General features: G+C 70.5%; 14 protein-coding genes and 1 riboswitch. Of the genes, 4 read left to right on the forward strand and 10 right to left on the reverse strand.

Annotated features, from left to right (window positions below):
* Positions 1–46 precede the first annotated feature (46 nt).
* Positions 47–1,210, reverse strand: a complete 1,164-nt coding sequence (locus AB0K15_RS10060) for a serine hydrolase domain-containing protein (protein WP_364047775.1) — start codon at positions 1,208–1,210, stop codon at positions 47–49.
* Positions 1,211–1,332: 122 nt separating this feature from the next.
* Positions 1,333–2,061, reverse strand: coding sequence for an SIS domain-containing protein (locus AB0K15_RS10065; protein WP_364047777.1), 729 nt, complete (start codon positions 2,059–2,061; stop codon positions 1,333–1,335).
* A gap of 111 nt (positions 2,062–2,172) precedes the next feature.
* Between AB0K15_RS10065 and AB0K15_RS10070 the strand changes: the two genes are divergently transcribed.
* From AB0K15_RS10070 to AB0K15_RS10085, 4 genes are all read left to right on the forward strand, one after another.
* Positions 2,173–2,865, forward strand: coding sequence for an alpha/beta fold hydrolase (locus AB0K15_RS10070; RefSeq protein WP_364047779.1), 693 nt, complete (start codon positions 2,173–2,175; stop codon positions 2,863–2,865).
* A gap of 89 nt (positions 2,866–2,954) precedes the next feature.
* Positions 2,955–4,214, forward strand: coding sequence for a cyclopropane-fatty-acyl-phospholipid synthase family protein (locus AB0K15_RS10075; RefSeq protein WP_364047781.1), 1,260 nt, complete (start codon positions 2,955–2,957; stop codon positions 4,212–4,214).
* A 117-nt stretch (positions 4,215–4,331) separates the two neighbouring features.
* Entirely contained in the window at positions 4,332–5,534 is a 1,203-nt protein-coding gene (locus AB0K15_RS10080) for an LCP family protein (protein WP_364047783.1), read from the forward strand.
* Between the two features lie 91 nt (positions 5,535–5,625).
* Complete coding sequence (locus AB0K15_RS10085; RefSeq protein ID WP_364047785.1) at positions 5,626–6,150, forward strand: GNAT family N-acetyltransferase; 525 nt, start codon at positions 5,626–5,628, stop codon at positions 6,148–6,150.
* Positions 6,151–6,182: 32 nt separating this feature from the next.
* Here AB0K15_RS10085 and AB0K15_RS10090 read toward each other — a convergent pair whose 3' ends face one another.
* From AB0K15_RS10090 to AB0K15_RS10125, 8 genes are all read right to left on the reverse strand, one after another.
* Positions 6,183–6,644 carry a peroxiredoxin gene (locus tag AB0K15_RS10090; RefSeq protein ID WP_364047787.1) on the reverse strand — a complete coding sequence of 154 codons (462 nt, stop codon included), beginning with the start codon at positions 6,642–6,644 and terminating at the stop codon, positions 6,183–6,185.
* Between the two features lie 73 nt (positions 6,645–6,717).
* Positions 6,718–8,574, reverse strand: coding sequence for an EAL domain-containing protein (locus AB0K15_RS10095; protein ID WP_364047789.1), 1,857 nt, complete (start codon positions 8,572–8,574; stop codon positions 6,718–6,720).
* Positions 8,575–8,829: 255 nt separating this feature from the next.
* A complete protein-coding gene (locus AB0K15_RS10100; RefSeq protein WP_364047791.1) occupies positions 8,830–10,290 on the reverse strand; it encodes a cytochrome P450 in 1,461 nt (486 codons plus the stop codon).
* 170 nt (positions 10,291–10,460) lie between these two features.
* Positions 10,461–12,716, reverse strand: coding sequence for a 5-methyltetrahydropteroyltriglutamate--homocysteine S-methyltransferase (gene metE, locus AB0K15_RS10105; RefSeq protein ID WP_364047793.1), 2,256 nt, complete (start codon positions 12,714–12,716; stop codon positions 10,461–10,463).
* Positions 12,717–12,811: 95 nt separating this feature from the next.
* A riboswitch (cobalamin riboswitch) is annotated at positions 12,812–13,010 on the reverse strand.
* A gap of 113 nt (positions 13,011–13,123) precedes the next feature.
* A complete protein-coding gene (locus tag AB0K15_RS10110) occupies positions 13,124–14,197 on the reverse strand; it encodes a ribonucleotide-diphosphate reductase subunit beta (protein ID WP_364047795.1) in 1,074 nt (357 codons plus the stop codon).
* Between the two features lie 70 nt (positions 14,198–14,267).
* Positions 14,268–17,258 (reverse strand): ribonucleoside-diphosphate reductase subunit alpha, encoded by a 2,991-nt coding sequence (locus AB0K15_RS10115; protein ID WP_364047797.1) that lies wholly within the window; start codon positions 17,256–17,258, stop codon positions 14,268–14,270.
* Positions 17,259–17,502: 244 nt separating this feature from the next.
* On the reverse strand, positions 17,503–18,102 hold the full coding sequence (locus tag AB0K15_RS10120; RefSeq protein ID WP_364047799.1) for an acetoacetate decarboxylase family protein: 600 nt from the start codon (positions 18,100–18,102) through the stop codon (positions 17,503–17,505).
* Entirely contained in the window at positions 18,099–18,938 is an 840-nt protein-coding gene (locus tag AB0K15_RS10125) for an enoyl-CoA hydratase-related protein (RefSeq protein ID WP_364047801.1), read from the reverse strand. Before AB0K15_RS10125 ends, AB0K15_RS10120 begins: the two co-directional genes overlap by 4 nt.
* Positions 18,939–18,942: the final 4 nt, after the last annotated feature.

Genomic DNA, 18,942 nt, shown 5'->3' on the forward strand with positions numbered 1-18,942 from the left:
GCGAAGGGCGTCTCGAGGGGACTCGAGGCGCCCTTCGCGTGTCCGCTCAGTGTCCGAGGCAGGCGAAGGTCGCGTTGACGAGCGCCATCTTGCGCGGGTCGTCACGCAGCAAGGGGCCCATGCGGTTCATCACGTAACCGAAGCCGATGCCGGCTTCCGGGTCGGCGCCGCCGGCCGAGCCGCCGAGACCGTCGTGGCCGAACGCGGCCGGGTTGGGGCCGAAGCCGCGCGCGTCGCTGCCCAGGTAGAAGCCCAGCGCCCACTCGTTGGGCACGCCGGCGACCACGTCGACCGAAGCGCCCTGGCCTTCGCGGGCCCGGGCGAGCGCGCCGGCCGAGACCAGGCGTTCGGAGCCGTCGGCCAGCGCGCCGTAGATGATCGCGAGCGCCTTCGCCGTGCCGTGACCGTTGAGCGCGGGCATCACGGCTCGCCGCCACGCGGGATCGTTGGCGTGGTGGCCTTCCACGCGCGGATTGGCCATGGCGGCGAGCGCGACCGGCCCGGCGCTGGCGAACGCCTCGGTCAGTGCCGTGGTCATCTCCGGTGTGAGCACCGGCTCCACGAGCGTCGAGCAGCGCCCGAGGTCGGCTTCCCCGACCCCGAGGGAGAAATCCGCCTCCAGGGGACCGGCCACGTGCTCGGCGAAGAACGCGTCGATGCCCTGCCCGGCCACGCGGCGCACGACCTCGCCGACGAGGAATCCGTAGGACAGCGCGTGGTAGCCGCTGGCCGAGCCGGGCGGGAACAGCGGTTCCTGCGCGGCCAGCAGCCCCGTGATGTGGTCCCAGTCGTAGAGCTCTTCGACCTTCACCGGGCGCGCCAGGCCGATGCCGACGACGCCGGAGCGGTGCGAGAGCAGCCATCGCACCGGGATGTCCTGCTTGCCCGCCGCGGCGAACTCGGGCCAGTACCGCGCCACGGCGGCGTCGAGGTCCAGGTCGCCGGCGTCGGCGAGCTGGTGCGCGCAGATCGCCGCCATGCCCTTGGTGGTGGACCAGACGTTGGTCAGCGTGTCCGGCCGCCACGGCGTGGTGCGGCCCGGATCCGCCCAGCCGGCCCAGAGGTCGACCACGACCTCGCCGCGGTGGGTCACGGCGAAGGCCGCGCCCAGCTCGTCGCGCTCAGAGATGTTCTCGACGAACGCTTCCTGCACCGCCTCGAACCCGGGCGCGCAGGTGCCGTGCAGGGACACGGCCGTCTCATCGTCCATGCTGGCCCGCCTCCACTCGACACCGACCGGTCGGTACGCCGAAGTTAGAAGGGCGGACCGGGCCCGTCAAGACCTGCCGGGCCGGTCCTTTTTCGCCGGAAGCGCCGCTGGTTCGCCGAGGGCTACCGCAGAGCCGGCACGCGGGGTCCGTACTTGGCGAGCAGGGCCGTGTTGGCCTCGTCGCCACCTTCCACATTGGAGCTTCGCCACAGCGGGACGTCGATGCCCTCGGCCGTGCCGCGGTCGTAGACCTCCGCCAGGATGAGGTTCCACAGGAACGCATTGACCACAGTGGACAGTGGTGCGGTGCGCGGCGCGGCGGCCGGGTGGCTCGCGTCGCCGGGGACCACGAGCGAGTCGAGCACGACCGTGCCCTCCTCGACCAGCGTCGTCGCCGAGCGGCGCGGCGCCGCGGCCACGCACGCGCGCGACGTCACGGCGATCACCGACGCGCCCCGGCGGCGGGCGCCGGCGGCCAGCTCCACCGGGTACGGGTTCACCCCGGAGGTCGAGAACACCACGAGCACGTCGTCGGGTCCCGGCGCGCGTTCGGCCAGCACCTCTTCGGCCAGCCCGCTGCGGCGCTCGGTCTTCGTGCTGTGCTGCGCGCCGTGCAGGGGCAGCAGCTCCGGGTGGTACAGCGGGTAGACGCAGGCGAGGCCGCCCGCGCGGTAGAACGTCTCGGCGACCGCGGCGAGCGAGTGCCCGGCACCGGCGGTGAACACGAGGGCGTCGGACCGGATGACCCCGAGCACGAGGTCGGCCGCCGCCGTCAGCGCTTCGGCGTTGGCCTGCTGCGCGGCCGCGAGCTTTTCCGAGGTGCTCTTCCAGATTTCCGTGGCGCTCACCACACCTGCCCTTCGTCGCGGGTTCGGGCGCCGAATGTATCGCTTGGACACGCTTCGTGGTGGATTAGCGTGAGAGCTGATCATCCGGGCGTACCGGTGACTGGGAGGCGGCACGTGGACGGAGTACCCGTCGTTTCGGTGCGGCGCGCGCACGGGCGGACGAGGGCGGTGGCGCTGGTGCTGCACGGCGGCGCCGAGCACGGCGCCGCGGCCGTGGGGCCGTGGCGGCTGGCGTACCTGCGCATGGTGCCGCTGGCCCGCGCCCTGCATCGCGCGGGCCGCGCGGCCGGACTGGAGGTGCGCCTGGTGCGCAACCGCCGCTACGGCTGGAACGCGCCCGAGGAAGACCCGGTGGACGACGCCCGCTGGGCGCTGGAGCGCATCCGCGCCGAGCACCCGGGTCTGCCCGTCGTGCTCGTCGGGCACTCGATGGGGGGACGCGTGGTGCTGCGGGTGGCCGACGACCCCGCCGTGGTGGGCGTGTGCGCGCTGGCACCGTGGACGCCGCCCGGCGAGCCCGTGGACGCCGTCGCGGGCCGCTCCGTGGTGATGCTGCACGGCACGCGCGACCGCATCACCTCACCGCGTGATTCCCTCGCCTTCGCCGAGCGCGCGAGGGAGCTCGCCAAACGTCTCGCCCGGTTCGACGTCACCGACGAGGGGCACGCGATGATCAAGCGCCCGGCGGTCTGGACCAGGTTGATGTGTGCTTTCACACGGGAAGCGATCGACGCGGGGGAGACCGACGAGACTCTCCGGCAGGCGTGGACGCGGCCCGCCGACGAGCGGCTGAGCATCCCGGTGTGACCGGATCCGGCGACAACCGCACAACGCAGGTCGCGTGTGCCGGGAATACCATCAGATGTGGGCCGATGGCCCATTCCGGAGGGAGTGTCTTGTCCACCTCAAGTGTTGACCGAGCGGCGGGGCCCGCCTCGCAGCCGGTGCCCGACGAAACCCGGTGGCCGGGGCTGGCCACGCCACCGCACTCGCCGCTGCGCGCGCGGGCCGCCGAGGCGCTCTTCCGCCGTGCTGTGAGGAACCTCGACCTGCGGGTCACGTTCCCCGACGGCACCGTCCTTGGCGCCGGCGGTCCGGAAGCGCCCGAGATGCGCATCCTGCGGCCCTCGGCCTTCTTCCACCGCCTCGGCGCCGACGCGAAGATCGGCTTCGGCGAATCGTACATGGTGGGGGACTGGACCGCCGAGGACCTCGCGGGCGTGCTGACCCCGTTCGCGGAGAAGCTGAGCACGATCGTGCCGCCGTTCCTGCAGCGGTTCCGCCGCTTCGCCGAGCGCGTGCAGCCGGCGCACGAGGAGAACACGATCGAGGGGTCGCGGTCGAACATCCACCGGCACTACGACCTGTCCAACGACCTGTTCAGCGCGTTCCTCGACGAGTCGATGATGTACTCCTCGGCGCTGTTCGGCCCCGGTGACAGCCTGACGCAGGCCCAGCACCGCAAGCTCGACAGCGTGCTGGACTACGCCGGCGTGCGCGAGGGCAGCGAGGTGCTGGAGATCGGCACCGGCTGGGGTGAGCTGTCGATCCGCGCGGCCTCGCGTGGCGCGAAGGTGACGTCGCTGACCATCTCGCAGGAGCAGAAGGTGCTGGCCGACGCGCGGATCGCCGAGGCGGGCCTGTCCGACCGCGTCGACGTGCAGCTGTGCGACTACCGCCAGGCCACGGGCCAGTACGACTCCGTGGTGAGCGTGGAGATGATCGAGGCCGTCGGGCAGTCCTACTGGCCCACGTTCTTCGCCACGATCGGCAAGCGGCTGCGCCCGGGCGGGCGCTTCGGCCTGCAGGCCATCACGATGGACCACGACCGGATGCTGGCGGCGGCCCGGTCGTACACCTGGATCCACAAGTACATCTTCCCGGGCGGCATCATCCCGTCGGTGCAGGCCATCGAGGACGGCATGCGCGACAACACCCGCCTCAAGCTGGCCGGGATGCGCGAGTTCGGCCAGGACTACGCGCGCACGCTCAAGCTGTGGGGCGAGCGGTTCCACCAGCGCTGGGACGACATCCGCGGCTTCGGCTTCGACGACGTCTTCCACCGGATGTGGGAGTTCTACCTCGCCTATTCGGAGGCCGGGTTCCGGTCCGGGCACATCAAGGTGCACCAGTTCGGGTTCGCCGACCCCCGCTGAGCAGGCCGTTCCCCACCGGATGAACCTGCACCAGGTGCCGCACGTCCTTTGTTCGGGGGCGTGCGGTTCACTGGGCCGCACGAGTTTTGCCGGATTCGGGGATTGGGTGAGAGACCGATGACGTACGGAGGCGACGACGGCAGGCGGCGGGTGCCGCCCCGGCCACCGCAGCCCGCCGCACGCCCGCGGCAGCATCAGCGGGCGCAGATGATGCCGCTGCCAGGCGTGAGCAGCAGCCCGTACGACGAGCGCACCAGACCCATGGGCTCGCGCGGCGAGGCGCCCGCACCCCCTCCGCCCGCACCACCCCGGCAGGCTCCGCCGCGCCAGGCCCCGCCGCCCGGACGGGCTCCGCGCCGGCGCCGCCGGTGGAGCTTCGGCAAGGTCCTGATGACCCTGGTGCTGATCTTCGTCGTGTTCCTCGGCGGGATCTGGGCGTACCTGGAGTTCTCGATCAAGCGCGTCGACGCGCTGGCCGACTACGACGGCCGTCCCGCGGCCGCGTCGGGCACCAACTGGCTGATCGTGGGCTCCGACAGCCGCGACGGGCTCTCCGCCGAAGACGAGGAACGCCTCGCCACGGGTGACGTCGCGGCGGCCGGCGGCGGTCAGCGCACCGACACGATCATGATCGCGCACATCCCGGACAACGACACCAAGCCGACGCTGCTGAGCCTGCCGCGCGACTCGCAGGTGAAGATCCCGGGCCACGGCACGAACAAGATCAACGCCGCCTTCTCGCTCGGCGGCCCGGAGCTGCTGGTCAAGACCGTGGAAGGTGCCACCGGCCTGCGCATGGACCACTACGCGGAGATCGGCTTCGGCGGGTTCGCGAACATCGTCGACGCGATCGGCGGCGTCTATATGTGCGTGGACAAGGAAATGCACGACACGTACACCAACATCGACATCAAGGCCGGCTGCCAGACGCTCGACGGCCGGTCCGCGCTCGGGTTCGTCCGCATGCGCCACAGCAGCGCGACCCCGCGTTCGGACCTCGACCGCGTGGCCAACCAGCGCAAGTTCATCGGTGCCCTCGTGAGCCAGATCGCGAGCCCGGGGACCTTGCTGAACCCGTTCGACTTCTTCCCACTGCTGTCCTCGGCGCCCGACGCGCTGACGATGGACTCGGGTGACCACGTGCACAACCTGGCCGGCCTGGCGATCGCGATGCGCGGCATCTCGTCCGACGGCGTGCTCACGGGCACGGTGCCCGTCACCGACGGTTCGGCCGAGCACTGGGACAAGACGAAGTCGGCGCAGCTGTTCGACGCGCTGAAGAACGACACCCCGGTGCCGCCCACGGCTGTCGTCAACTAGCTCACGAGCACCGACCGCTGGGGCCTGCCGGAAACGGCGGGCCCCGCGTTATTTCGATGCCACCGTGGTGTTCCGGTGCCACCATGAGGACATGGACACCCTCACCGACGGCGTGGTCACCCTCAACCGCTGGCGCGCCGAAGACCTTGGCGTGCTCGTGGACACGGTCTCGGCCTCGCGCGAGCACATCGGCGCGTGGCTCGTCTGGGCCACCGACGGCTACGGCCCGGCCGAGGGCACGGAGTTCCTCACCGCCACGGCCGAACGCTGGGAGTCCGGTGAGGCGCGGGAATACGGCATCTACACGGCCGAGGGGACGCTGGCCGGCGGCTGCGGCCTGATGCGCCGCGGCGACGGCCGGGAGATCGGCTACTGGCTGGCGAAGACGTGCACCGGCCGGGGCCTGGCCACGCGCGCGACCGCCCTGCTCGTCGCCGAGGCCTGGCGCCTCGGCGCGCCCCACGTCGACATCCTCCACGACGAGCTGAACACCCGCAGTGGCGCGATTCCCGCCCGGCTGGGTTTCACCTTGCATCACAAGGAAGCCGCTTCCGACGCGCTGGCCCCGGCGTGCTCGGGCAACGACGTCGTGTGGCGGATCCAGCGGCCGAACTGAGCGGTGAAACCCTTGCCGGGCAAGGGCAAGTGTCAGGAGACGTTCTTGCGCTCGCGCAGCACCTTCAACGCGCGGTCCGCGTGCGCGGTGAAGTTCAGCTCGCTCTTGATCACGTCGAGCACGCGCCGGTCGGTGTCGATGATGAACGTCGTGCGCTTGGTGTGCAGCGGGATGAATTTGCGCCACGCGCCGAACTGCTTCGCGACCACGCCGTCCACATCGGACAGCAGCGGGTAGTCGAACCCGTTGGCAGCGGAGAACTCCCGCTGCTTGGCCACGGCGTCCGGGCTGATGCCCACGCGCTGGGCACCCACCTCGGCGAACTCGGCGGCCAGGTCGCGGAAGTGGCAGCTCTCGGCGGTGCAGCCGCTCGTCATGGCGGCGGGGTAGAAGAACAGCACGACCGGGCCGGCCGTCAGGAAGTCCGACAGCGTGCGGTCGGCACCCTGGTCGTCGGGGAGGGTGAAGTCGGGAGCGAGGGCGCCGGTGTCCATCGGGGTCCTTTCGGGTGGGGTCCGCGAATCATGATCCTCCCCGGTATTCGTACCCGCACCGCAGGTGGACGGGTCAGCCGGCGTGGCGCTCGATCATCTCGTCCACTTCATCGCCCGTGGCCGAGTCGGCGACGAACGAACCGCGCGCGGCGAGCACGCCGAGCTGGCGCAAGCGGGCCGCGTGCTCGGCGCTTCGCACGCCTTCGGCGCCGATGCGCAGGTTGAGCTCCTTGCCGCGCTCCACGAGCTGGCGCAGGTGCCGCAGGTCGGCTTCGGTGGGGCAGTCGGCCAGCGCGTCGACGACCGGGCCGCTGAGGATCACGTGCCGCACGGGCAGGTCGAACTGCGGGATCAGCTCGAGGTCGGCCGAACCCGAGATCGTGAGCACGAGCTGCGCGCCGAGGTCGGCGAGCACCGTGAACGAGTCGTACACCTCGTTCTCGTCGTCGAACATCGACTGCCGGTCGACGCACAGGCGCAGCGCCTTCGCCGGGAGGTTGTGGCGGTCGAGCTGCTCCTTGACCAGCATCACGAGGTCGTCGTCGCTCGCGAGCCGCTTCGGCAGCCGGATGCAGACATCGGGCGTGGCCTCGCCGAAGCGCGCCCGCCAGCGGGCGGTGGCGGCGAGCGACTCGGCGAGCAGCCACTTGCCGAGCGGCACCGTCATGCCGGTGGTCTGCGCCAGCGGGTAGAAGTCCTCGGAGTCGAGTTCGCCCTTCTCTGGGTGGTTCCAGCGCAGGCCGGCGTTCACGGCCGCGATCTCGTCGGGCTTCGAGAGCTTCACGGTGGGCTGGTAGATCAAGGAGAACTCGCCGTTCTCCAGCGCGCCGGCGATCACCGCGGCGAGCTGGTAGCGGCTGCGGTCGCGTGCGTCCTCGGACGGGTCGAACAGCATCCACCGGGCCTTGCCGCGTTCTTTGGCGCGGTGCAGCGCGAGCTCCGCGGCCCGGCGCATCTCGGTGTGCCCGCCGCCCGGCCGGCCGCCCACGACGATGCCGGCACTGGCGCTCACCCCGATCCCGTGGCCGCCGAGGTACACGGCCTCGTTGAGGTCTTCCAGCGCGCGCTCGACGAGGTTCACCACGTGCTGCGTCGTGAGGTCCTCGCCGCGCATGAGTACGCCGAACCCGTCGCCGGACAGGCGTGCGACGTAGCCGTCGTGGTGCCCGGTGAAGGTCGCCGACAGCTTGCCCGCGACCTCCTTGAGCACCTGGTCGGCCACGCCGGCGCCGAGGCCGTCGTTGATCACCTTGAAGCCGTCGATGTCGAGGTAGACCAGCGCGATCTCTTCGGTGCGGGGCGCGCCGAGCGCGGCCTCGACGCGGTTGGCGAACGCCTGGGAGTTGGGCAGGCCGGTGAGCGCGTCGTGCACGTTCTGGTGAAGCAGGCGCTCGCCGAGCAGGTGCAGGTCGTCGGTGTCGGCCGCCATCAGCACGGGGAAGTGCGTGTCGGGCCGGTCGCCGGGCAGCCGCGCGAGCGTGACGTTGGTGGTGATGCTGCCGTCCTGGCTGTGGTCCAGGTGCACGCCGCGTTCGGTGAGGCGGCCGATCTCCGTGGTGCCCAGGCGCGCGAGGCAGCTGCGGATGCGGGTGGCGTCGTGCTCGGTCGCGGCCAGGTCGGCGAGGTGCCTGCCGTGGAGCCGGCTCTGAGTCGAGCTGAGCAGCTTGGCGAGCGCCGCGTTGGCCTCCATGATCACGCCGGACGGGTCGGCGAGTGCGATCCCGATCGGGGCGGAGGAGAAGAGCGTGGTGAAGCGCAGGACGGCGCCTTCGTACGCGGGGGTCACGACCTCCGTGACCTCCTCGGCGAAGGAGAGCAGGAGACGCTCCAGTTCCGCGGGCGGAAGCGTTACTCCTTTCGTGTCGGTCAGCGTCGTCGCGAACTTGCGCGCGACGTCGACCAACCCTGGCGCGGCACCAGGCTCAGGCACACTCCACCTCTTCATGCGCGGACTAAAGCCAGCTCAGACCCGGTGTGAAGGTTCATGGACCCACACTAGGTATGAGTTGGCCGTGAGTGATGCCACGGCATCATGCGCGAAACGGGGTGTCTACCGGCTGAACGAGTGATGACTCCTACACAAATGGTGACGTGATGTCACCTTGAGTGCTCGAACGTGTTTTTCCGGTTCGTCCGATTTTCCGTTGGGCCGGCACAGTCGGCTCCCCGCCTCCCGCAATGACCGTCAACGATATTCGAGGCGCACCGGCAGTCCGTCAGCGGGGACCGGCAACGACACGTAGTCCCAGCGTGCGGTGTAGTCCTGGGGCACCGACCAGCGGAAAGTCCGCAGCATCTCGTGCATCAGCGCCTTGACCTCGAGGCTGCCGAAGTGCAGCCCGATGCACTTGTGCGCGCCGCCGCCGAAGGGCATCCACGCGAACCGGTGCGACTTGTCCTCGCGCCGCGGCTCGGCGAACCGCTCGGGGTCGAAGCGCATCGGGTCGGTCCAGCAGTCAGGGGTGAAGTGGTTCAGCGTCGGCGAGACGCCGACGAGCGTGCCTTCGGGGATGAAGTGACCGAGCACCTCCGTGTCCTTGGTGGTCTTGCGAGCCATCGACGGCACCGGGGCCCGCAGCCGCAGCGACTCCTTCATCACGAGGTCGAGCGTTTCCAGGCTTTCCAGTGCCTCGATGTCCGGCACGTCGTCGCCGAGCGCGAGCGACTCCGCGCGGGCGCGTTCCTGCCACTCCGGGTGCTTGGCCAGGTAGTAGCCCATGGCGCTGCTGGTGATGGTCGTGGTGTCGTGTGCCGCCATCATCAGGAAGATCATGTGGTTCACGATGTCCGCGTCGGTGAACCGGTCGCCGTCCTCGGTGGTGGCGGTGCACAGCGCCGCGAACAGATCGTCGCCGCCCGCACGGCGCTTCTCCGGCAGGGTCTCGCCGAAGTAGCGCTCCAGCAGCTTCCGGCCGCGCAGGCCCGCGGACCAGCGGCCGCCGGGCACGGGGTAGCGCACCAGTGCCGTGCCCGCGCGCACGGTGTTCACGAACGCGCGGTTGATCCGCATCGCGTCGTCGGGCGAGCGCATGTCCATGAACACGCGGGTCGCCACGTCGAGTGTGAGCTGCTTGAGCGCCCAGTACAGCCGGGGCCGCGTGCCGCCGGGCCACGCCTCGACGCCGGCGCGCAGGGCCGGGCCCATCTGCCCGACGTAGCCGACGAGCCGCTCGCGCGTGAACGCGCTCTGCATGATCCGCCGGTGCAGGTGGTGCTCGCCGAAGTCGAGCAGCATGAGGCCGCGGTCGAAGAACTTCTCGATGAAGAACTTCCAGCCCTCCTGCGAGAACGCCTTGTCCTTGTTCACCAGGGCGATCTGCGTGGCCTCGGGGCCGGACAGCGACACGATCCGGCGGCCGAAGCCGCCCATCCACGAGATGGGGCCGTACTTCTCGTAGCGGCTGAAGCTGAAGTCCAGGCCGAAGCGCATCATCTCCAGCGCGTGGCCCACGACCGGCGGGCCGTCGTCGCCCAGCACCGGCTTGAGGCCGCTGCCGGCGGGCGGCGCCGCGAGCTCGCGCACGGGGTAGGTGACGGCCTGCCAGCGCTGGTCGACGGTGCGGGGCAGCGGCATCGACGTGAGCGTGGGCACGCGCTCACGCAGGCTCTCGGCGACCCTGCCGACCTTGCCGGCTGCGCTCGTCATGGCGACCTGCCTTCGCTGGCGGAAACCCGGTCCGGCCTCCACCGTGCCGCGTTGTTGACCGAATGACAATACCTTCCGCCGGCTCCATCCGGGTGATCCTTGACGAAGATCGGGTGCCGGGCGGTGGTTCGCGCCGCCCGGCACCGTCGCTCGGGGTTGTTCGGGGTTGGTCAGTCCTGTTCGGCGCGGACCTGGCGGGCCGCCGCGACGAGGTGGCGCAACGCGGGCTCCACCTCGGCGTAGCGGCGCGTCTTGAGGCCGCAGTCGGGGTTCACCCACAGCCGGCGCGCGGGCACGGCGGCCGCCGCCGTGCGCAGCAGGTCCGCGACCTCCTCGACGCCCGGCACGCGCGGCGAGTGGATGTCGTAGACGCCGGGGCCGACGCCGCGCGCGAACCCGACGGCCGACAGGTCGGCGAGCACCTCCATCTTCGAGCGCGCGGCTTCGATGCTGGTCACGTCGGCGTCGAGGCCGTCGATCGCCGAGAGCACCTCTCCGAACTCCGAGTAGCACATGTGCGTGTGGATCTGGGTGCCTTCGGCGGCACCGGCCGTCGCGACCCGGAACGCGCGCACCGCCCAGCCGAAGTAGGCCGCGTGCCCGGCCGCGCGCAGCGGCAGCAGCTCCCGCAGCGCCGGCTCGTCGACCTGGATCACGCGCACACCCGCGGCTTCGAGGTCGGTCACCTCGTCGCGGATCGCGAACGCGACCTGCAGCGCCGTGTCCGCCGGCGGCTGGTCGTCGCGCACGAACGACCACGCGAGGATCGTGACCGGGCCGGTCAGCATGCCCTTGATCGGCTTGGCCGTGCGGCTCTGCGCGTACCGCGCCCACGGCACCGTCATCGGCCGCGGGCGCGAGACATCGCCGTGGAGGATCGGCGGGCGGACGCAGCGCGAGCCGTAGGACTGCACCCAGCCGTGCTCGGTCGAGGCGAACCCGGCGAGCTGCTCGGCGAAGTACTGCACCATGTCGTTGCGCTCGGGCTCGCCGTGCACCAGCACGTCGAGGCCCAGCTCCTCCTGCAGCCGCACCACGCGGTCGATCTCGGCGTGCATGGCGGCCACGTACGCGGCTTCGTCGAGCGTGCCCGCGCGGTACGCGGCGCGGGCCTTGCGGACGTCGGTGGTCTGCGGGAACGAGCCGATCGTGGTGATCGGCAGCGGCGGCAGGCCGAGCGACTCCTGGTGCACGGCCGCTCGCCGCTCGTACGGCTCACGCACCGCGTCCTGCGGTGTCAGCGCCGCCAGTCGCTCCCGCACGGCCACGTCCACCGGGTTCGTCGCGCGGTCCGCGACGGCCGCCCGCGCCGCCGACAGGTCCACCCGCTCGCCGCGCAGCGCCCGCCCGAGCAGCACGACCTCGGCGACCTTCTGGTCGGCGAACGCGAGCCAGCTCTTCAGCCGTGAATCGAGGTTCTCGGCCTCGACGTCGTAGGGCACGTGCAGCAGCGAGCACGACGTCGCGATGCTCACGTGCTGCGCGGTGCCCGCCAGCCGGGCCGCGTGCTCCAGCGCGCGGTCCGGGTCCGTGCGCCACACATTGCGCCCGTCGACGACGCCGGCGAGCACCTCCTTGTCGCGCAACGCGCCTTCCGCCGCCACAGCGTCCACAAAGGACGCGTCGGTGACGAGGTCCACGGCCAGTGCCTCGATGGGGGAACGGGCGAGCACGCCCAGCCCGCGGCCGAGGGCGCCGAAGTACCCGGCGACGAGCAGCTTCGGCCGGTCCTGTGCCTTGGCCAGCACGTGGTACGCGCGGGTCAGCGCGTTGAGCTCCTTCGTGGTGCGGTCGCCGGCGAACGCCGGCTCGTCGAGCTGCACCCACTCGACGCCCTCGGCGTTCAGCGCGCTGAGCAGCGCCGCGTACGCGGGCAGCAGCTCGTCGAGCAGCTCCAACGGCTCGAAGCCGGGCTGTACCGCCTTGGCGAGCAGCAGGAACGTGACCGGGCCGACGAGCACCGGCCGCGTCTCGACGCCCAGCTCCCGGGCCTCGCGCACCTCGTCGAGCGGTTTCGTGCCGGCGAGCCGGAGCCGTGTTTCCGGCCCCAGTTCGGGCACGAGGTAGTGGTAGTTGGTGTCGAACCACTTCGTCATCTCGAGCGCCGGTTCGTGCTGCACCCCGCGCGCGGCGGCGAAGTACGTGTCCAGCGGTGATCGGCCCAGGCGCGTGAAGCGCTCGGGCAGCGCGCCGAACAGCTCGGCGGTGTCGAGCACGTGGTCGTAGTGGGAAAAGGTGTTCGAGGGGACCGATTTCAGTCCCGCGTCGCGCAGCCGCGACCACGTCCGCGCGCGCAGTCCGCGGCCGGTGGCGAGCAACTCCGCCTCGCCGGCGGTGCCCGCCCAGTAGCGCTCCAGGGCGCGTTTGAGCTCCCGGTCTCCTCCGATGCGCGGGTATCCCAGGACGGTGGTGCCGATGGTGGTCACAGGCTCTCTCCTCGCGAGCTCGCTCGACGAGCCCGGGCACGCGAGAGCCGCGTTCGGTCAGGCCGTGTCCCACGGGGCCCGGACTCACGCACGCCGTCGGCGCACGTACCACGGGCAGGTCTTCGGACTCGTGGGCGCAACGCTCGCGCCTACTCGCCGTCGCTTCCCGGGCGTCTCGCCCAGTGCTCGACCACGAACTTCGTGGTGACGGCTTTCGTTCCCACTCACCGCTGCGGGGCAGTCCCGGATTCACACCGGGTTCCCTGTTGCCTCACCGGGACACGACCGGAAAAAGCTCGGCCACGCCCTGGCGAACCAGTGGCGTGGCCGAGCCTAGCGGGGTCGGGGCTTCCGGCGGCACGACGTCCGCTGTGATCCCGGAGACCGGGATCGGGCCCCGCAGCCGATCAATCCCAGTCGAGCGCGCCACCCGACTGGTACTCGATCACGCGGGTCTCGAAGAAGTTCTTCTCCTTCTTCAGGTCCATCGCCTCCGACATCCACGGGAACGGGTTCTCCGTCTCCCCGAAGATCGGCGCGAGGCCGATCTGCTGGGCGCGCCGGTCGGTGATGAAGTGCATGTACTGCTCGCACAACTGCGCCGACAGCCCCAGCATGCCGCGCGGCATGGTGTCGCGCGCGTAGCGGACCTCCAGCTCGCACGCGTCGGTCAGCATCTGCCGGATCTCCGCCTGGAACTCTTCGGTCCACAGGTGCGGGTTCTCGATCTTGATCTGGTTGATGCAGTCGATGCCGAAGTTCAGGTGGATCGACTCGTCGCGCAGGATGTACTGGTACTGCTCGGCGATGCCGACCATCTTGTTGCGCCGGCCGAGCGAGAGGATCTGCGCGAAGCCGGTGTAGAACCACATGCCCTCGAAGATCACGTAGAACGCCACGAGGTCGCGCAGGAACGCCTGGTCGGCTTCCGGCGTGCCGGTCTCGAAGTCCGGGTTCTCGAGGTTCTGCGTGTACTTCAGCGCCCACGCGTCCTTCTCGGAGATGGACGGCACCTCGCGGTACATGTTGAACAGCTCGCCCTCGACCAGGCCGAGGCTTTCGCAGATGTACTGGAAGGTGTGCGTGTGCACGGCTTCCTCGAACGCCTGGCGCAGCAGGTACTGGCGGCACTCGGGGTTGGTGATCTGGCGGTACACCGCGAGCACGATGTTGTTGGCCACCAAGGATTCCGCGGTGGCGAAGAAGCCGAGGTTGCGCTTGAGCATCTGGCGCTCGTCCTCGGTCAGGCCGTCCGGCGACTTCCACAGCGCGATGTCGGCCTGCATGGCGACCTCGGTCGGCATCCAGTGGTTGTTGCACGCGGCGAGGTACTTGTCCCACGCCCAGCGGTACTTCATGGGCAGCAGCTGGTTCACGTCGGCGCGCGCGTTGATCATGCGCTTGTCGTCGACGTTGATCCGGGCGGCGCCGACCTCGATCGCGCCGAGGCCGGTGGCGTCCGTGGTCTCCACGTTGGTCATCTAGAGGCTCCAAGAAAAGGCTCGCCGGCGGTGCGGCCGGTTCTCGCCGGCGGCACCACTGGCGAGGAGGTCACTGGCAGGCTTCGCAGTCGGGGTCGTCGATGCGGCAGGAGGCGCCTTCGGTGGCGACGAAGTCGATGTCGTCGACCTTCGGCATTTCCTTCGGCTCGGCGGGCTTGGCGGCCGGAACCGCGGCGGGCACGGCCGCGGCGGGGCTCGCCGGCACGGCGGCCGACGGCGACGGCGACGGCGCGGGCGAAGGCGCCGGGGCGGCCGCCTCGGCCGGAGCGGCAGCGGTGGCGGCCGGGGCGGCCGAGACCGCGTTCAGCTTGCCGTCGGTGCCGCGCAGGGTGCTCTTCTCCACGTGCGTCGCCGACTGTGCGCGCAGGTAGTACGTGGTCTTGAGGCCCTTGTGCCAGGCGTAGCGGTACAGCTCGTCGAGCTTGCGCCCGCTCGGCGCCGCGATGTAGAGGTTCAGCGACTGCGCCTGGTCGATCCACTTCTGCCGGACCGAGCCGGCGTCCACGATCCACTTCGACTCGATCTCGAACGCGGTGGCGTAGAGGGCCTTGAGGTCGTCCGGCACGCGGTCGATCTGGCCGAGGCTGCCGTCGAAGTACTTCAGGTCGCTGACCATGACCTCGTCCCACAGGCCGCGGGCCTTGAGGCTCTTGACCAGGTGCGGGTTCACCACGGTGAAGTCACCCGACATGTTCGACTTCACGTACAGGTTCTGGAACAGCGGCTCGATCGACTGGCCGACGCCGGAGATGTTGGAGATCGTCGCGGTCGGCGCGATCGCCATCACGTTGGAGTTGCGCATGCCGACGGTCTTCACGCGCTCGCGCAGCGGCGCCCAGTCCAGCGTCGTGGAGGTGTCGACGGCGAGGGCGTCGCCCTGGCGCGCGTCGATCAGCAGCTGCATCGAGTCGATCGGCAGGATGCCGCGGCTCCACAGCGAACCCTCGAACGACTGGTACTGGCCGCGCTCCTCGGCCAGGTCGGTCGACGCGGAGATCGCGTAGTAGGAGATGTGCTCCATGCTCTCGTCGGCGAACTTCACCGCGCCGTCGGAGGCGAACGGCAGGCCGAGCTCGAACAGCGCGTCCTGGAAGCCCATGATGCCCAGGCCCACCGGGCGGTGGCGCAGGTTGGAGCGGCGCGCCTCCGGGATCGTGTAGAAGTTGATGTCGATCACGTTGTCGAGCATGCGGACGGCCGTGCGCACGGTCTTCTCGAGGCGCTTCGTGTCCAGGCCCTCGGGCGTGACGTGCTTGAGCAGGTTCACCGAGCCGAGGTTGCAGACCGCGACCTCGTCGATGTTGGTGTTCAGCGTGATCTCGGTGCACAGGTTCGAGGAGTGCACCACGCCGACGTGCTGCTGCGGCGAGCGCAGGTTGCACGGGTCCTTGAACGTGATCCACGGGTGGCCGGTCTCGAACAGCATCGTCAGCATGCGGCGCCACAGGTCGACGGCACGCAGGCGGCGGAAGACCTTGATCTCGCCGCGGTCGGCGGCGGCCTCGTACTCGCGGTAGCGCTCGGCGAACGCGTTGCCGTAGAGGTCGTGCAGGTCCGGCGTCTCGTTGGGGGAGAACAGGGTCCACTGCGCGTCGGCCTCGACGCGGCGCAGGAACTCGTCCGGCACCCAGTTGGCCGTGTTCATGTCGTGCGTGCGGCGGCGGTCGTCACCGGTGTTCTTGCGCAGGTCGAGGAACTCCTCGATGTCCACGTGCCACGTCTCGAGGTATGCGCACGCCGCGCCCTTGCGCTTGCCGCCCTGGTTCACGGCGACGGCGGTGTCGTTGGCGATCTTGAGGAACGGCACGACACCCTGCGACTGGCCGTTGGTGCCCTTGATGTGGGCGCCGAGGCCGCGGACCGGGGTCCAGTCGTTGCCGAGGCCGCCCGAGTACTTGGCCAGCAGCGCGTTGTTCTTGTACGCCTGGAAGATCGAGTCCAGGTCGTCGTCCACAGTGGTCAGGAAGCACGACGAGAGCTGGGCGCGCGTGGTGCCCGAGTTGAACAGCGTCGGCGTCGAGGCCATGAAGTGGAACGTGGAGAGCAGCTCGTAGAACTCGATCGCGCGGGCTTCGCGGTTGTCCTCGCGGATGGCCAGGCCCATGGCCACGCGCATGAAGAACGCCTGCGGCAGCTCGAAGCGCGTGCCGTTGTGGTGCTGGAAGTACCGGTCGTACAGCGTCTGCAGGCCCAGGAAGCCGAAGTCCAGGTCACGCTCGGCGTGAATGGCCGCGGTGATCTTGTCGAGGTCGAACGTGAGCAGCTCGCCGTCGACGAGCTCCAGCTCGACCGCGCGGCGCAGGTAGGTGCGGAAGTACGCGGGGTACTCGGCGGTCATCTCGTCCTGGCTGGCCTGGCGCTGGCGGCCGGCCAGGTAGCTCAGGGCCTCTCCGCGCAGCTTGTCCAGCAGGAGCCGCGCACTCACGTACGAGTAGTTCGGCTCCTGCTCGACGAGCACGCGGGCGGCCATGATCTGCGCGAGAGCGAGCTCGTCGGCGCTGATGCCGTCGTAGAGGTTGCGCTTGGCCTCGGCCAGCACCGGCTCGGCGGAGACGTCCTCGAGCCCGGCCACGGCCTCGCCCACCACGTGGGACACGCGGGCCCAGTCGAGCGGGCGCAGCGAGCCGTCGGTGCCCTTGACGCTGATCGCGGCCTCGGCGGGCGCCGGCGTGGCGGCCTCGCGGGCCTTCGACCGCTCCTCGCGGTAGAGCACGTAGGCGCGGGCGACCTTGTGGTGCTCACCACGCATCAGGGCGAGCTCGACGAGGTCCTGGATCTGCTCGATGTGCAGGGCGGTCTCGGGGCCGGCGTGGCGCAGCAGGGATGCCTCGACCTGCTCGGTCAGCTCGGCGACGACGTGGTGCACGCGCGAGGAAGCGGCCGCGTCGCCGCCCTCCACGGCGAGGAAGGCCTTGGTGAGGGCCACGCTGATCTTGCCGGCGTCGAACGGCGACACGCTGCCGTCGCGCCGGATCACACGGACCGCGCTCGGTGCCGAGTCCGCCGATGAGGGCGGACGCTGACCGGTTTCCACTGACATGCGGGTCTCCAACAAAGTCGAAAATGGGCGCGCTTCATCGGCGCACGGCCGCACAAGGCCGTGCGCTGCGGTTTCTCAAATCGGCCCGGCTGCCCTTCCTGAGCGGTCTCCCCGTCGCTGGGGGCTGCCGGTCCACAGAGACTACATCTAGGGGTTCGGGCTCGCACGTGCCCCAAGGGGTGGCGTGTCGTGGGCTCACCCTCGCGGGTTAGTCGATCACTCAGAGCGGCTGGTCGGGGGCGGTTCAGCCGCCGAAGACGAGGGTGAAGTCGCGCAGGCCGGCGCTCACGATCGGGCGACGTCCGGCCAGGAAGCCGAGTGGTCCGGCGGGGTTCACGGACCAGTCGGCAGCGGCCGCGTGCGGCTTCGCGCGTGAGGTGACGGGGCTGCGCTTGAGCCGCCCGCCGAGCGTCTGCGCGATCTCGAACCGCGCGGGCAGCGTGACCGGCAGCCCGGCGCGGCGGGAGAACGCGGCGGTGGCGATCCAGCCGTCCGCGGTGGCCGCGGTGAACTCGCGGTCACCGATGAACTCGAGCGTCGCGAGGTCCTTCGGGATGCCCCACAGCTCGCGCCCGCCCGCGAGCGAGACCTCGCTGTCGACCCAGATGTCGGTGATCGACGCGGTGATCCCGCCGCGCACGGCGACGGCGGCGAGCAGCTCGTGGTAGCTCAGCTGCCCGGGGGAGCGGTAGTCGATCCACGCGGTGAACACCGCGGCGTGCCCGCCGGTGGCGACGGGTTCGACGCCTTCGGGCAGTTCGGGAAGCTTGCCGGCCGGGAGCAGCCACACGGACAGCTGCGCCTGGCCCGCGAGGTGCCACGGTTCGGGCGGGTAGGCGGTCATTCCGCGATCCAGGGGAGGTAGGGCGGCAGGTCGTGGTCGACGCGGAGCTTGAACTCCGCCGGGCGTTTCTGGAGGAACGACAGCACGCCCTCGATCGAGTCCGGGTTGGTGGCGATCCCGCCGATCAGCTTCGAGTCCACCTCGTGCACCTCGAACGGCGACGGGGCCGACGCCATCCGGTACAGCAGCTGGCGCGTCACGGCGACGGACACGGGCGCGGTGTTCGCCACGAGGTCGCGCGCGAGCTCGTAAGCCTTCTCCAGCACGGCTTCCGGCGGGTGGACGCTGTGCACCAGCCCCTTGCGCAACGCCTCTTCGGCGCCGAAGACGCGTCCGCTCACCATCCAGTCCACGGCCGTGCCCATGCCGACGAGCCGGGGCAGGAACCACGCCGACGCGCCCTCGGGGTAGATCCCGCGGCGGGTGAACACGAACCCGAACTTCGCGTCGTCGGCCGCCAACCGGTAGTCGCACGACAGCGTGATCGTGATGCCGCCGCCCACCGCCGCGCCGCGCAACGCGGCGATCACGGGCTTGTTCATCGTGAAGATCCGCTTGGAGCAGCGGCCCGCCGGCTCCTGCCAGCCGTCGGGCGGGCCCTCGCCGAGCTCGAAGTCGAACCCGCCGGACGAGAGGTCGGCCCCCACGGAGAAGTCCTTGCCGGCGCCGGTGAGCACGACCACGCGCACGTCCTCGTCGCGGTCGGCGCGGTCCATGGCGTCGCCCAGCTCGTCGGCCATCCGCACGGTGTACCCGTTGCGCGCCTGGGGCCGGTTCAGCGTGACCGTCGCGATCCGGTCGGCGACCTCGTAGGTGATGTCCGCGTAGGGGCTCATGGCT

Origin of the sequence: Amycolatopsis sp. NPDC049253 (assembly GCF_040678995.1) — a bacterium.
Taxonomy (GTDB): domain Bacteria; phylum Actinomycetota; class Actinomycetes; order Mycobacteriales; family Pseudonocardiaceae; genus Amycolatopsis.

Coding starts and splice junctions, on each gene's coding strand:
- AB0K15_RS10060 (WP_364047775.1), bottom strand. CDS start 1,210: ATGGACGATGAGACGGCCGTGTCCCTGCACGGCACCTGCGCGCCCGGG.
- AB0K15_RS10080 (WP_364047783.1), top strand. CDS start 4,332: ATGACGTACGGAGGCGACGACGGCAGGCGGCGGGTGCCGCCCCGGCCA.
- AB0K15_RS10085 (WP_364047785.1), top strand. CDS start 5,626: ATGGACACCCTCACCGACGGCGTGGTCACCCTCAACCGCTGGCGCGCC.
- AB0K15_RS10090 (WP_364047787.1), bottom strand. CDS start 6,644: ATGGACACCGGCGCCCTCGCTCCCGACTTCACCCTCCCCGACGACCAG.
- AB0K15_RS10100 (WP_364047791.1), bottom strand. CDS start 10,290: ATGACGAGCGCAGCCGGCAAGGTCGGCAGGGTCGCCGAGAGCCTGCGT.
- AB0K15_RS10110 (WP_364047795.1), bottom strand. CDS start 14,197: ATGACCAACGTGGAGACCACGGACGCCACCGGCCTCGGCGCGATCGAG.
- AB0K15_RS10115 (WP_364047797.1), bottom strand. CDS start 17,258: ATGTCAGTGGAAACCGGTCAGCGTCCGCCCTCATCGGCGGACTCGGCA.
- AB0K15_RS10120 (WP_364047799.1), bottom strand. CDS start 18,102: ATGACCGCCTACCCGCCCGAACCGTGGCACCTCGCGGGCCAGGCGCAG.
- AB0K15_RS10125 (WP_364047801.1), bottom strand. CDS start 18,938: ATGAGCCCCTACGCGGACATCACCTACGAGGTCGCCGACCGGATCGCG.